The following is a 14,257-nucleotide window of genomic DNA, read 5'->3' as shown; positions in this document are numbered from 1 at the left end:
ACGGCCTGTCGCCCCCCGGGAGATCAATGGCCCCGGGGCCCCCGCCTCGTCAACTGCCAGACGCTTTCCTGAAAACCGCTGTCGGCATCGCGTGGCGCGTCGACCAAGTGACGTACCTCGAAGTTGGCCGCGAACAGCTCACGCACCTCCTCCGCCGTGACGGTGTAAGGCGGTCCGCCCTCATCGCCGGGCGCCCGCGTCAAGGAGACCAGAAGCCCGGGCACACCGGGTGGCAATAGCTGCGCCAGGTGAAAGGCATAGCGTTGTCGCGCGGGTTCCGACAAGGCAATCAGGGCAGCGCGATCATAGAAGGCGCCGAAGGCATCGGCGTGGTCCAGGGGGAAGTGAAAGAAGTCGCCGCACCAGAGCTCCACATCACCCTGGCGGGTGATGGTGAAGGGGTGCTGGGTGTCATGCGTCACCTCACCCTCGCCCTCGGCGACGAACTGCTCGATGGCGGTCTCGACGAACTCGACACCCAGCACCCTGTGCCCCTGCTTGGCGAGCCAGCGCATGTCATGGCTCTTGCCGCACAGTGGCACCAGAACCCGGGTGCCGACGCCTCGCTCGAGGCCGGACCAATAGTGCGGCAATGCCGGATGAATCGTCTCGCGATGAAAGCCGATACGCCCCTGCTGCCAGCGATCCTGCCACTCCTGCGCCATGCCGTCTCCTCCCGACGTTCGGAAAACCCGCTCAGAACCAGCGATCGCGCTTGCGACGCCGGCGCGGCAGGTGCGGCACGATCAGACCGACCAGCAGCCCGCCACCGGCGATACCGCCCCCGTACATCAGGTAGCGCATCAGGAGGTCATTTTCCCGGGTATTCAGGCGCGCTTCCAGTTCACGCGCCTTCTCGCGCGATGCATCGGCCTCGCTGGCCAGCTGCTGGTTGCGGTCTTCCAGCTCGGCGATGCGCGTCTCGCGCACTTCTAGGGTTTCGTTGAGCGCCTGGACACGGCCTTCCCAGGTATCCGTGACCTCCACCAGCCGGGAACGCAGCTCGCTGGCCTGCTCTTCCAGGCGAGGCAATTGCACATGCGCACTGGGAGTGTCCTGCAAGCGGTCGCTGGGGATCCAGACGACATCGCCGCTCTGACTGCGCACCTCGGTGTAGTCACCCTCGACACTGAGCATCGTGACCGGATCACCCGCCGTCAGGCGGCCGACAATCCGGTACTCGTCCGTGGAGCCGCTGCGCACATAGGTGGTCAACTCGTCGGTGACCCAGCGCTCGGCCTCGCCCTCGTCATTTTCCGCTTGCTGGGCCTGCACCGGCTGGGCCAGCGCCCCGATCAGTAGGCCCAGAAGGGTGATTCTGCGTTGCTGCTTTGTCATGCCGTTATCCTGGCTGTCCAAGCTGTCCATCGGACGCCGTGCTGCACCGCGTGGCGTCCCTCTCGCATTCCACGCCGCCGCGGGCCTGACGCGCGACGTATCCACCGCTGTTGTGGATAAGTCGCGGGAAAGCGGCTGGAAACCCTTCCCCGACGGCGCGATGCCGGCCCAGCCGAGTCAGCGATCAATTCATGACCAGCACTCGTGACCGACGAAAAACATAACGGTACCACAGTCGGGCAGCCCCGGCAGGCCCCCGGGCCGCGGCCACAGACCATGACAAGCCTGACCTGCAGCACGTATAATGGACAACCTATCGAAAGACCCCAGGTCTTGCCCCGCGAACGATCATCCACCGGTGTAAACCCGTCGGGCCTCGCGCCACGACCAGACTCTTATGGCGAAGAAACTCTTCATCAAGACACACGGCTGCCAGATGAACGAGTATGACTCCGCACGCATGGCGGATATGCTCGGCGAATCCCACCAGCTGGAACTTACCGACGACGAACGGGATGCCGATGTCATCCTGCTCAACACCTGCTCGATCCGCGAGAAGGCCCAGGAAAAAGTCTTCCATCAGCTGGGTCGCTGGAAGAAGCTCAAGGAAGCCAATCCAGACCTGGTCATCGGCGTCGGCGGCTGTGTCGCCAGCCAGGAAGGTGAGGCACTGCGCAAGCGGGCCCCTCAGGTGGATATGGTCTTCGGCCCGCAGACCCTGCACCGCGTGCCGTCGATGCTCGAAAGCCGCCAGGAGGACAAGATCTCCGTGGTGGATGTCACCTTCCCGGAGATCGAGAAGTTCGATCATCTGCCCAAGCCCACTGCCGATGGGGCCACCGCCTTTGTCTCGATCATGGAAGGGTGCTCGAAGTACTGCACCTTCTGCGTGGTGCCCTACACCCGTGGCGAGGAGGTGTCGCGTCCCTTCGAGACGGTGATGGACGAGGTCATCCATCTGGCCGACCAGGGGGTTCGCGAAATCAACCTGCTGGGACAGAACGTCAATGCCTACTGTGGCGCCAACCAGCTGGGTGACGAAATCGACCTGGCCGAACTGATCAGTTGCGTGGCCGCTGTCGAGGGAATCGACCGGATTCGCTTCACGACCTCGCACCCGGTGGAATTCTCCGACAGCCTGATCGAGGCTTACGGCGAGATACCGGAGCTGGTCAGCCACCTCCACCTGCCCGTGCAGGCCGGGTCGGACAAGGTGCTTGCCGCCATGAAACGGGGCCACACCGTCGAACAATATGTTGCCAAGCTGGAGCGCATCCGCGCCCTGCGGCCGGACATCAGCTTCTCCTCGGACTTCATCATCGGCTTTCCCGGCGAGACAGAGGAGGACTTCGAGTCGACCATGGATCTCATCCATCGCATCGGCTTCGATGTGTCCTTCAGTTTCGTCTACTCGGCCCGTCCGGGTACACCGGCGGCCGATCTGCCCGACGAGACACCGGAAGAGGTCAAGAAGCAGCGCCTAGCCATCCTTCAGGAGCGCATAAATCAGCAGGCCATGCAGATCAGCCGCCGCATGGTGGGGACCACGGAGCGCGTCCTGGTCACCGGCTTCTCGTCCAAGGATCCGGGCCAGCTGTCCGGGCGAACCGAGAACAACCGGGTGGTCAACTTCCGCGCGCCGAACCCCACCGAGCTGATCGGTTATTTCGTCGATGTGGAAATCACCGAGGCACTGCCCAACTCACTGCGTGGCGAGCTGGCATCGCCGGAGTGCTTCTAGGGCGCTCCGGCGCCATACGGCTCCCTCGCCACCTTCAGCACGTTGCCCCGGCAAGCTCCGGGGCAGTAAGCTGTTGCTCATCACACACCCAACGATGGATTCGTGCCCTTTGAGCCAGTCATCTACTTCGGCCAATCGCGTCATCACCCTCAACCTCGAGCCCAACGATCCGCGCCGTCTGGCCGCTCTGTGCGGGCAGCGCGACGAGCACCTCAAGCTCGTCGAGGAGCGCCTTGGCGTGACCCTGCGCAATCGTGGCAATACCTTTCAGCTCGCCGGGCCGGGTCCCAGGGTCAAGGCCGCCGCGAATGTCGTCGAGCACCTGTATCGCGAGACCGAAGCGACCGAGCTGACGCCTGATACCGTGCACCTGTTTCTCCAGGAATCGGGCATCGAGGCGCTGGAGGAAGAAGAGGACAGCCCCGGGGACGAGGGTGAAGTCCTGATTCGCACGCCCAAGGCGCTCATCAAGCCACGCGGCATCAATCAACAGGGCTATGTCTCGAGCATTCGGGCGCATGACATCAACTTCGGCATCGGCCCGGCCGGTACCGGCAAGACGTATCTGGCCGTGGCTGCGGCCGTGGAAGCGCTGAACCAACAGGAAGTGCGGCGCATCCTGCTGGTGCGCCCGGCCGTCGAAGCCGGCGAAAAGCTCGGCTTCCTGCCGGGCGACCTGGCCCAGAAGATCGACCCTTACCTGCGCCCCCTGTACGACGCCCTGTACGAAATGATCGGCTTCGAGCAGGTCGCCAAGCTCATCGAGCGCCAGATCATCGAGGTCGCGCCATTGGCGTACATGCGAGGGCGAACGCTCAACAATGCGTTCATCATCCTGGATGAGAGTCAGAACACCACGCGCGAGCAGATGAAGATGTTCCTGACGCGCATCGGATTCGGCTCCACTGCCGTCATCACCGGCGATATTACCCAGGTCGACCTGCCCCGCGGTCAGACGTCAGGCCTCATCCAGGTGCTCGATGTGCTCAAGGACACCCAGGGCATCGGGGTCACCCATTTCGCCGCCAAGGACGTGGTGCGCCATCCGCTGGTCCAGCGCATCATCGAAGCCTACGATATTTTCGAGGCGGAGGAAGAAGCCGATGCCCGGGCCAGGCGCGAAGCTCGCGAGCAGGAACGGGAAGCCCTGCGTCAGCAGCGCCGGGACGACAGGGAGGCGGGCAACGAATGAGCTCGGCACCCGACATCGACCGCCAGGTGGCCGTGGCGGCCGACGACCTGCCCGACCAGGCGCAACTGGAAGCCTGGGTCGCTGGCGTGTTGGCCCGCCACCCCGACGAGACACGCCGCGAGTTGACCATTCGCTTTGTCGATGCCGCCGAGAGCCAGGCGTTGAACCGTGATTATCGTGATCGCGATCGGCCGACCAATGTGCTCTCCTTTCCCTTTGAATGTCCGCCGGGTGTTCCCCTGCCATTGCTGGGTGATCTGGTGATCTGCCACCCCGTGGTGGTCGAGGAAGCCAACCAGCAGCACAAGTCATGTCGCGATCACTATGCGCATATGGTCGTGCATGGCACGCTGCATCTGTTGGGTTACGATCATATCGAGGACGCGGAGGCCGAGGACATGGAAGCCCTGGAGCGCCACATTCTCGCCGAGCTGGGCATTGCCGACCCTTACATGAGCCCCAGCCCGCCCACAGGTCATATCGATTCCGAGGACGAGAGAGCCGACGCATGAGCGAAGACCGATCGAGCAGCCAGAGCAGCAAGTCCTGGCTCGACAAGTTGTTCAGCGCCCTGTCCAGTGACAGTGATGAACCCAACTCACGAGACGAGCTGCTGGAATTCCTGCGCCAGGCGGCAACCCGGCTGAAACTCGAGCAGGATGCCATGATGATCATCGAGGGCGCGCTCAACATCAGTGACCAGCAGGTTCGCGAAGTACTCATTCCGCGCTCTCAGGTCAATGCCATCGACCTCGACCAGCCGCTGGAGGAGTATCTGCCCGTGATCCTCGAGACCGGGCACTCCCGGTATCCGGTCATCGGCGAAAACCTCGACGAAATCAAGGGCATCCTGCTGGTCAAGGATCTGCTGCCGCTGCTTCGCCAGGGCTACGACAACGGCCATGTCTTCCAGGTCGAGGAAGTTCTGCGCCCGGCCATGTTCGTGCCCGAATCCAAGCGCCTCAACAGCCTGCTCAAGGAATTCCGCGACACCCACAATCACATGGCCGTGGTCGTCGACGAGTACGGGGGCACGGCCGGCATCGTGACCATCGAGGACATCCTCGAGGAAATCGTCGGGGACATCGAGGACGAACACGATACCGACGAGGAAGCCGACATCCGCGACCTCGGCGAAGGCCGCTTCGCGATTCGCGCCCTGACGCCGATCGAGGATTTCAACGACCACTTCGGCACACAATTTTCCGATGAGGAATTCGACACCCTGGGCGGCCTGATCATGCAGGGCTTTGGCCACCTGCCCGGACGTGGCGAATACACCGACATCGGCGGCTGGCGTTTTACCGTGCTGAATGCCGACAACCGTCGCATCCGCCTGTTGGAAGCCGAGCGCATCGGACACGACGACACCTGACCAGGCTCGATCACCACGGACGGAACCATGCACGCCTTTTGCCGCCACCCTCGCCTCGGCTATCTCGCCGCGGTCGTCGCCGGTGTCCTGACCACCCTCTCCGCCGCCCCCTTCATGCTGTGGTGGCTCGCCCCCATCGCGGCCGGCCTGATGTATGCAGGACTCAGCGAGAGCACGCCGCGCCAGGCGGCCTGGCGGGGCTGGTATTACGGCCTGGGGCTGTTCGCCAGCGGCGTCTCCTGGGTCTATGTCTCGATCCACGACTTCGGCTATACCGGCGTCCCCCTGGCCATTGCCCTGACCGCCCTGTTCGTCGCGGCCATGGCGCTGTTCCCTGCCGTGTCACTAGGGCTCTACCGCCGCCTGATCGGGCCGCGTCTGGACGTCATCACTTTTGCCGGCGCCTGGGTGCTGGGCGAAGCATTGCGCACCTGGCTGTTCACCGGCTTTCCCTGGCTTCTACTGGGCAGCGGCCAGGTCGACTCGCCGCTGGCCCCCTGGGCGCCTGTCGGTGGGGCCTATCTACTGTCGCTGGTGACCGCACTGAGCGGCGCCCTGGGCGTCCAGCTACTGCGCCGGCGCTGGTGGTGCGCCCTGCCCCTGGCCGGTCTGTGGCTGATGCCGCTGGCTCTGCCGATGCACTGGACACAACCCGCCGGCGACCCGGTGCGGGTGGCCCTGTTGCAGGGCAACCTCTCGCAACACATCAAGTGGACGCCCCAGGGGCAGCGTACGGCCATCGACACCTATCTGCGCCAGACCCGACAACTCAACAGCACTCCGCTCGACCTGGTGATCTGGCCGGAGGCCGCCCTGCCGATGTTCGAGGACCGGGCCGCTCCCATCATCGAGCGCGCCCAGGCCAGCCTGGGAGACGAGACACAGCTGCTCACCGGTATCCTGCAACGCGATGCACAGGGGCTGTTCTATAACAGTGTGGTGGGGCGCAACGGCGTCGAGGGCGAATACCGCAAACACCACCTGGTGCCCTTCGGCGAATACCTGCCACTGGAGAGCCTGTTGCGGGGTGCCATCGCCTTCTTCGACCTGCCCATGCCGGCCATGACCCCGGGCGCGGCGGATCAAGCCCCCCTGATGGCCGCCGGGACCCACATCGGCAACGCCATCTGCTACGAGATCATCTATGCCGACCTGGTGGCAAAACAGGCCCGCGAAGCCGAGGTGATCCTGACACTCTCTAACGACAGCTGGTTCGGCGACTCCCTGGGGCCGCAACAGCACCTGCAGATGGCTCGACTGCGCGCCCTGGAAAACGGCCGCTATGTGGTACGCGCCACCAGCAACGGCGTGACCGCCATCATCGACTCCCGGGGCCGAATCACAAAGCGCCTGCCCCAGTTCGAGACCGCCACCCTGATCGGCGAATTCACCCCGATGGAAGGCCTCACCCCCTTCACCCACACCGGCAGCTGGCCGGTCTGGCTGCTCGGGCTGGGGATGGCACTCGCAGGGGTGCGGGGGCGCCGGCGCAGGGGATAAGAAGGAAGAAGGAAGAAGGAAGAAGGAAGAAGGAAGAAGGAAGAAGGAAGAAGGAAGAAGGAAGAAGGAAGAAGGAAGAAGGAAGAAGGAAGAAGGAAGAAGGAAGAAGGAAGAAGGAAGGCAGCATGACCCACGACGGCATGGAGTCAAGGTTTTTTCTTCCCTCTTCAAGGCGCGAAGCGCCGTTCTTCCTTCTTCCAGCGGCGCCAGCCGCGTTCTTACCTCTTTCAGCATCAGCCTTGGCCTTCACCCAGCACTTCGGGGATCGTGGTGGTGACGTAGCGGCCGGGGGCGGGTTCGAGGATGTCGAGTTCGCCGTCGCCGGGTTGGCGGGCCGCGACCATCTTCTCGGCATCGGCGTAGCCGTTGTCGGTCATCCAGGCCTGCCAGTGCGGCCACCAGGAGCCTTCGTGGGCTTCGGCGCCTTCCAGCCAGGCTTCGTGGTCGTCCGGTAGCTCGTCATTGGTCCAGAAGCCGTACTTGTTCTTGTGCGGCGGGTTGACGATCCCCGCGATGTGGCCGGAGCCACCCAGCACGAAGGTCACCGGCCCCTTGGGCAGCAGGGCACCGTAGTAGGTGCTGTTCCACTTGGCGATGTGATCCTCGCGGGTCGACACGAAATAGCTGGGGGTAGAGATCTTGCGCAGGTCGATCTTGACGCCGTCCAGTTCGATGCCATTGGGCTGGACCAGGCGGTTCTCGCGATACAGATGCCGCAGGTACCAACCATGGGTGCCGGCCGGCAGGTTGGTGCCATCGGTGTTCCAGTACAACAGGTCGAACGGCGCCGGAGCGTCGCCCTTGAGGTAGTTGTTGATGTAGAACGACCAGAAGAGGTCATTCTCGCGCAGCAGGTTGAAGGAATAGGCCATCACACGGCCATCCAGATAGCCATCCTGCTCGAGTTTCTGCTCGAGTCCGGCCAGCACCGGCTCGGTGAGGAATACGCCCAGCTCACCCGGGTCACGGAAGTCCTGCAGCGTGGCCATGTAGGTCACGGAGCGCACCTTGCGGCCGCGCCGCGTGCTGGTCAGATAGGCCACGGTGGAAGCCGCCAGAGTCCCACCCACGCAGTAACTCAGCAGGTTGACCGATTTCTCGCCGATCGCCTGTTCGATGGCTTCCATGGCGGCGATGGGGCCCATCTGCATGTAATCGGCCCAGGTCAGGTCCCGCTGCTCGGGCCCCGGGTTGCGCCATGAGATCAGGAAGACCGTGTGGCCCTGGTCCACCAGCCATTTGATCAGCGAGTTTTCCTGGCGCAGGTCCAGCACGTAATACTTGTTGATCCAGGGCGGTACCACCAGCAGGGGAGTCTTGAAGACCTTCTCGGTGCTGGGCGCATACTGAATCAGCTGCATCAGCTCGTTCTCGAAGACCACCGAGCCCGGGGTGACCGCGATGTTCTCGCCGACCTTGAAGGCCGTGCGATCGGTCATGGTGACATTGATGCCCTCGACCGAGTTGGCCAAGTCCTCGCGCAGGCGCGCCAGGCCGTCGACCAGGTTCTGCCCGCGGGTTTCCAGGGTGCGGCGCATGACCTCCGGGTTGGTGGTCACGAAGTTGGTCGGCGACATGGCATTGACCAGTTGCCGGGCATAGAAGGCAAGATTGCGGCGGTTTTCGTCCGAGAGACCCTCGAGGTTGTCGATCAGCGCCTCGACTCGCTGGGCGAACAACAGGTACTGCTGCATGATGGCCATGTAGAAGGGTTCGTTCTGCCAGGCCTCATCGCGAAAGCGCCGGTCGCCCCGGGCCGGCGTCACCAGGGGCTCGATCTGCTGGCCAGCGAACGCCTGGAGCCCGTACTGCCAGAGCTGGTACTGGTCCTGCATCAGACGCACCTGGGTCTGATAGAACAGCGACGGGTCACGATTGAGCGCTTGGGCACCAGCACGAAAAGTATCGCGCATGTCGGTATAGACAGATTCCGCCGCACTGTCGGGTACCAGCCGAGGCAGCACATCCTCGAGCAGTGCCTGGTAGTGCTCACCAATCAATCGGGCCTGTTCACCCCAGGCTGCGAGTTCTTCCTGCGACGGCGCATGATTCCCTGGCTGCATCGCCCCCTCCCGGTCTCTAAAGAAAGGCCGTCACCCGGTTGGTCGACAGGATGACGGCTCATGACAGAACTGGCTGCAAGCTTCCTGAACTGTGGCCCTGGTGGGCGTCAGCTGGAGCTGTTGCCGTTACCGGAGCCACGCTTGCGACCGGCCTGGCTGTTGGCCTTGGCGGTGCCTTCGGACTTGGCGCTCTGCTGAGTGGCCTGGGTCGCCTCTTCCATGCTGTCGGCCATGGCCTGACCGGACTCGCCGAACAAGGCTTCCATCTCGCTTTTCATGCGCTGGCTCATTTCACTCATGGCGCGCACATCGGCCAGCATCTGGTTGGAGAGCTCGGTCATCATCTCGACCTGGCGCGTGCCGAAGTCACGAGCCTGCTCGGCATCACTGATGTCGGTGGCATCACGCAGCGTGGAAGTGCCCATCTGACTGTAGCGCTTCATGGCCTCCAGCTGATATTGCGTTACCCGCTCCATGTTGTCGAGCATCAGGGAGTTGAGCTTGCGCATAGGCGTGAAGAACTCGCGGGCCTGCTGGTTGAATGAATCCATCATCTTGTCTTGCATGGTCGTTACCTCCCGAACAGCGATCGGATGACGCAGCATTTTTGCTGCACTGCACAAAGGCTAGTCTGGCACGCCTCAGGTTGCAAGATAATGACATCTGCCGGCTGTAAAGCCGGCACGACATGCGTCAACTGCTGCGCTTGCTGCGTGAACTGGCGCTGGCCGAGGATGCCTCGGCACCGCTCTTGCCGGAGGTCTTCGAGGCGGCGGGGTCGTCGTCGTCCCCTGATGCCTGGCGACCGGCACTGGACGCGGCGCGGTTCAGCATGTCCATCATCATCTGCTGATAATTGCCGACATTGGCCATGCTCTGTTGCATGCCCTGCTGAAAGAAGGGTTGCTGAAGGAAGGGCTGCATCAGGCTCATAGGGTCATACCCCTCTACGCCCGACTCCATCTGGTTCTGAATGCGTTGCAACAGATCCTGCTGAAAGGCTTCTACATCGGGCAGCCCGAGTGCCCGGCGAAACTCATCGGGCGTCAAATCGAATTCGACATTGATCTTCATGGGTTACGTACCTGACTGATGAGTGGCGTATCACTGCCACAGTGTAGCAGCCCCACCAGCGCTCGCTGCGTTCCCTGGACGGGAAGGCATGCTCGGCCAGGCCGGCACCCTGGCCCAGTCACGACAGGCGCGGCGTCGACACCACCACATCGTGATTCTGCCCGCGGTGGCGCAACAGATGGTCCATCAGCGTCAGGGCCATCATCGCCTCGGCGATCGGCGTGGCGCGAATGCCCACGCAGGGATCGTGCCGCCCGCGGGTGATGACCTCGACCGGCTCGCCGTGAATGTCGATGGAACGCCCCGGTGTGGTGATGCTGGAGGTCGGCTTGAGGGCCAGATGGGCGATGATCGTCTGACCACTGGAAATGCCCCCCAGCACGCCGCCGGCATGGTTGGACAGGAAGCCCTCCGAGGTCATCTCATCGCGGTGCTCGCTGCCGTGCTGGGCCACCGCGGCGAAGCCGTCGCCGATTTCCACTCCCTTGACCGCGTTGATGCTCATCAGGCCATGGGCCAGCTCGGCATCCAGGCGATCGAAGACCGGCTCGCCCAGACCGGGCGGTACACCCTCAGCCACCACCGAGATCTTCGCTCCCACGGAGTCCTGGTCGCGGCGCAGCTGTTCCATGTAGTCCTCGAGCTCCGGCACCTTGTCCGGGTCGGGGCAGAAGAAGGGGTTCTCGTCCACGGCCTGCCAGTCGCGAAACGCAATCTCGATAGGGCCGAGCTGGCTCATGTAGCCGCGCACCCGAATCCCCAGCCCGGCCAGGTACTGCTTGGCAATGGCGCCGGCGGCAACGCGCATGGCGGTCTCGCGGGCACTGGAACGCCCGCCCCCACGGTAATCGCGGCGCCCGTACTTGTGATGGTAGGTGTAATCCGCATGGGCTGGCCGGAACTGGTCCTTGATGCGCGAATAATCCTTGGAGCGCTGATCGGTGTTCTCGATCATCAAGCCGATCGAGGTACCGGTCGTCACGCCCTCGAAGACACCGGAAAGGATACGCACCTGATCGGGCTCGCGACGCTGGGTGGTGAAGCGCGACGAACCGGGGCGACGACGATCCAGCTCGTGCTGCAGAGTGGCCTCATCCACCACCACCCCGGGCGGGCAGCCATCGATGATGGCACCAAGGGCCGGGCCGTGGCTCTCGCCGAAGGTGGTCAGGGTGAACAACTTGCCGAAGGTGTTGCCGGACATGGGCGCTCCTCAATGACGAATCAGGCGAAGGACGCCGCATGGGCGTCGAGTTCCGCGGCGGTCAGTGCCAACACGCCCTGACCGCCACGTTCGAATTCAAGCCACATAAAGGGCACTTCGGGAAACGCCGCCTCCAGGTGGTGATCGGAGTTGCCGACCTCGACAATCAGCACCCCGTCGTCGCTCAGGTACTGGCGGGCCTCGCGCAGGATGCGCCGCACGATGTCCAGGCCATCGGCCCCGGCTCCCAGTGCCAGGCTCGGTTCGTGATGAAACTCGCGAGGCATGGCGGCCAGGTCGCGGGCATCGACATAAGGCGGGTTTGAGACGATGACGTCATAACACTGCCCTTCCAGTCCGTCGAAAAGATCCGCGATCACGGCGCGCACTCGAGCGCCGACATCGTGGCGGGTGATGTTCTGTCGCGATACCTCCAGAGCCTCGGGACTGACATCGGCCAGGTCCACCTCGCTGGTCGGCAGATACAGTGCCGTGGCAATGCCGATGCAGCCGGATCCGGCGCACAGGTCCAGCACCCGCGTCGGCGGCTCGACCGGAAACCAGGCGTCGAAGCCATCTTCGATCAGCTCGGCGATCGGCGAGCGCGGGATCAACACCCGCTCGTCGACATTGAAGGGGACACCGGCGAAGAACGCCTCCCCCAGCAGATAGGGCAAGGGGCGCCGGCTGGCGATACGCTCGCGCACCAGCGCCACAATGCGCGCGCGTTCCATGGGCAGCAGGCGGGCATCGAGTACGCCGGGGTCGACATTCCAGGGCAGATGCAGGGCCCCCAGGGTAAGCGCCACGGCCTCGTCCCAGGCCGAATCGGTACCGTGACCGTAATGAAGGCCGGCCAGGTGAAACTCGCTGGTGGCCCAGCGCAGGCAGTCCCGCAGAGTGATCAGCCCCTCGGCGAGTTCGCCGTTGCCAAGCGTCAGGGTGGAAGTCGATGAAGTGCAGTCGTAATCGGCCACGGGGCATCCTGTTGGGCGGTTGCATGATAAGCGTGGACTGACGATTGTACCTCCGCCGGCGGTTCACAGCCACGCCAGGGCCGTTATACTGGAGACTTGCTGCCAGAAAGCGGCCACCGCCCCTTGCATGCACTTCACGACGCCACGCCGCGTGGCCGACGAGCCTGACCATGAGCCGACGACGCCAGAAGCCGGATGACGACGAGATCAGCGCCTTTCGCCAGGCGCTAAGCGAGGCCGGTGTGCGCCCCATGCAGCACAATCGCGCCGACCCGGGGCGCCCCCGGCGCGCCGAGGAGGCCGCCCAGGCGCGACGAGCCGCGGCGACGGACGCCGGCAACCAGAATGTGCCGGGACGCACCTCGGACGGCCGTGTCGAGCCCGTCAGGCCCTCGACCTATCTCGACTTCGCCCTTCCCGACCTGCCCTATCGTACGCGCAGCGAGCTCAAGAAGGGCCGGCTCGGCTGGCAGGCAGGTCTCGACCTGCATGGCTACACCATCGACGAGGCGCGCCAGGAGCTGGAGAGCTTCCTCCACGAGGCCGAGGCCGAACGCGCGCGCTGCGTGCTGGTCGTGCATGGCAAAGCCTGGGGCGCCAGCGCGGATTACCCGGTCATCAAGAGTCACGTCAACGCCTGGCTGCGCGAGTGGCCGAGCGTGCTGGCCTTCTGTTCGGCGACACCCGTCGATGGCGGGACCGGCGCCGTCTATGTCCTATTGCGGCGCCATCGCCAGGCCTGATGCCTTGATCAGATGCCTTCGGCGAGCTCGCGTTCGCGCTTGTCCAGCGCTTCCCTTGCCAGATGGCGCCCCAGACGAATCAGCGCCTCGGCGCGATGAAACTCGTAGGCGCCGCACACCGTCTTGGGGATCTTGACCAGCACATCCGGCGGGTAGCCGGCCAGGCGGTAATTGGCAATCGCCCCCTGGGCGATGTCGAAGGACGCCAACATCATGTCGAGACGCCCCCAGGCGCGCTGGTCGCGTTCCTGCGTGCCCGGTTCCTCGTCGCTCTCGCCGCCACCGAAGCCATCGAACAGCCGTCGGGTCGCGCCCTTCACGCCCTTCATCCAGCCATCGAAGTCGACACCCTCCGAGGCATCCCGGGCTTCCTCTCGAGCCCGCTCTTCGGCCGCCTCGTCGGGCGGCAGCATGGCATCCAGCGAGATGGGGCGCGACGTCTGGGCCGTGGCATTGACGGCCATCACAAAATCGGCGCGCGCTTCCACGGCCGGCATCACCGGCAGCGGATTGAGCAGGCCGCCATCCACCAGCACCTGAGAACCGCGATAGACCGGGGTGATGACACCGGGCACGGCTATCGAGGCGCGCACGGCCTTCAGCAGGGAGCCGGACTGGAACCACACCTCGCGCTGGCGTGTCAGGTCAGTGGCCACCGTGGTCACCGGCACTGGCAAATCCTCGATCAGCGCATCCCCCACCAGTTCAGAGAGCTTGCTCATGACCTTGCTGGCCTTCATGGCGCCCATCGGGCTCCAGGTGACGTCCACCAGGCGCAGGACGTCAAAATAATCGAGGCGACACACCCAGTCCCGATAGGCGCTCAACTGGCCGGCCGCATAGACACCGGCCACCAGCGCCCCCATGGAGCACCCGGATAGTGCCACGATCTCGTAACCTCGGGCTTCCAGCTCTTCGATCACGCCGATGTGGGCATAGCCCCGGGCACCGCCACTCCCCAGTGCCAGCATGACGCGTCGACCATTGCCCTGTGCAGCCTGCGTTTCGTCCATGAAATCTCCTCCTGTTGATCGATTCCGGCAAGCCGGG

14 protein-coding genes are annotated in these 14,257 nt (G+C 64.1%); 6 read left to right on the top strand and 8 right to left on the bottom strand.

The features are described from left to right. Positions 1-23: 23 nt before the first annotated feature. Together QWY74_RS09485 and QWY74_RS09480 are read right to left on the bottom strand one after the other, a co-directional pair. Complete coding sequence (locus tag QWY74_RS09485) at positions 24-665, bottom strand: class I SAM-dependent methyltransferase (protein WP_264823908.1); 642 nt, start codon at positions 663-665, stop codon at positions 24-26. Between the two features lie 31 nt (positions 666-696). Further along, positions 697-1,338, bottom strand: coding sequence for a TIGR04211 family SH3 domain-containing protein (locus QWY74_RS09480; RefSeq protein WP_264823909.1), 642 nt, complete (start codon positions 1,336-1,338; stop codon positions 697-699). A gap of 397 nt (positions 1,339-1,735) precedes the next feature. On the opposite strand from QWY74_RS09480, the gene miaB reads away from it, so the two are divergent. The 5 genes from miaB to lnt all read left to right on the top strand — a co-directional run bounded on the left by miaB (position 1,736) and on the right by lnt (position 7,146). Further along, the gene (miaB, locus tag QWY74_RS09475; RefSeq protein ID WP_264823910.1) at positions 1,736-3,079 is read left to right on the top strand and encodes a tRNA (N6-isopentenyl adenosine(37)-C2)-methylthiotransferase MiaB; all 1,344 of its coding nucleotides are present in this window, start codon (positions 1,736-1,738) and stop codon (positions 3,077-3,079) included. Between the two features lie 94 nt (positions 3,080-3,173). Next, on the top strand, positions 3,174-4,271 hold the full coding sequence (locus tag QWY74_RS09470; protein ID WP_435389145.1) for a PhoH family protein: 1,098 nt from the start codon (positions 3,174-3,176) through the stop codon (positions 4,269-4,271). Then, positions 4,268-4,783: an rRNA maturation RNase YbeY gene (gene ybeY, locus QWY74_RS09465; protein WP_264823912.1), complete on the top strand. Its 516-nt coding sequence runs from the start codon at positions 4,268-4,270 to the stop codon at positions 4,781-4,783. The genes QWY74_RS09470 and ybeY overlap by 4 nt, the downstream gene beginning before the upstream one ends. Next, positions 4,780-5,646: a CorC family transporter gene (locus QWY74_RS09460; RefSeq protein WP_290314210.1), complete on the top strand. Its 867-nt coding sequence runs from the start codon at positions 4,780-4,782 to the stop codon at positions 5,644-5,646. The genes ybeY and QWY74_RS09460 overlap by 4 nt, the downstream gene beginning before the upstream one ends. A gap of 27 nt (positions 5,647-5,673) precedes the next feature. Further along, on the top strand, positions 5,674-7,146 hold the full coding sequence (gene lnt / locus QWY74_RS09455; protein WP_264823914.1) for an apolipoprotein N-acyltransferase: 1,473 nt from the start codon (positions 5,674-5,676) through the stop codon (positions 7,144-7,146). Positions 7,147-7,379: 233 nt separating this feature from the next. Here the strand turns inward: lnt and phaC are convergent, their stop codons facing one another. The 5 genes from phaC to prmB form a co-directional block, all read right to left on the bottom strand. Further along, positions 7,380-9,209, bottom strand: coding sequence for a class I poly(R)-hydroxyalkanoic acid synthase (gene phaC / locus QWY74_RS09450; protein ID WP_290314209.1), 1,830 nt, complete (start codon positions 9,207-9,209; stop codon positions 7,380-7,382). Positions 9,210-9,316: 107 nt separating this feature from the next. Continuing rightward, positions 9,317-9,775, bottom strand: a complete 459-nt coding sequence (locus tag QWY74_RS09445) for a phasin family protein (protein ID WP_264823916.1) — start codon at positions 9,773-9,775, stop codon at positions 9,317-9,319. Between the two features lie 127 nt (positions 9,776-9,902). Beyond that, positions 9,903-10,283: a hypothetical protein gene (locus tag QWY74_RS09440; RefSeq protein ID WP_264823917.1), complete on the bottom strand. Its 381-nt coding sequence runs from the start codon at positions 10,281-10,283 to the stop codon at positions 9,903-9,905. A 118-nt stretch (positions 10,284-10,401) separates the two neighbouring features. After that, a complete protein-coding gene (gene aroC, locus QWY74_RS09435; RefSeq protein ID WP_264823918.1) occupies positions 10,402-11,487 on the bottom strand; it encodes a chorismate synthase in 1,086 nt (361 codons plus the stop codon). Positions 11,488-11,507: 20 nt separating this feature from the next. Beyond that, positions 11,508-12,464, bottom strand: coding sequence for a 50S ribosomal protein L3 N(5)-glutamine methyltransferase (prmB, locus tag QWY74_RS09430; protein ID WP_264823919.1), 957 nt, complete (start codon positions 12,462-12,464; stop codon positions 11,508-11,510). 170 nt (positions 12,465-12,634) lie between these two features. Between prmB and QWY74_RS09425 the strand changes: the two genes are divergently transcribed. After that, positions 12,635-13,207 (top strand): Smr/MutS family protein, encoded by a 573-nt coding sequence (locus QWY74_RS09425; protein ID WP_264823920.1) that lies wholly within the window; start codon positions 12,635-12,637, stop codon positions 13,205-13,207. A gap of 8 nt (positions 13,208-13,215) precedes the next feature. On the opposite strand, the gene QWY74_RS09420 is transcribed toward QWY74_RS09425, so the two are convergent. Next, entirely contained in the window at positions 13,216-14,220 is a 1,005-nt protein-coding gene (locus QWY74_RS09420) for a patatin-like phospholipase family protein (RefSeq protein ID WP_264823921.1), read from the bottom strand. Between the last annotated feature and the right edge of the window lie 37 nt (positions 14,221-14,257).

This window comes from Halomonas almeriensis (assembly GCF_030409235.1).
Classification (GTDB): Bacteria; Pseudomonadota; Gammaproteobacteria; order Pseudomonadales; family Halomonadaceae; genus Halomonas; species Halomonas almeriensis.
The sequence above is the reverse complement of the archived record's forward strand: the minus strand, read 5'-3'. Positions and strand labels throughout refer to the sequence as shown.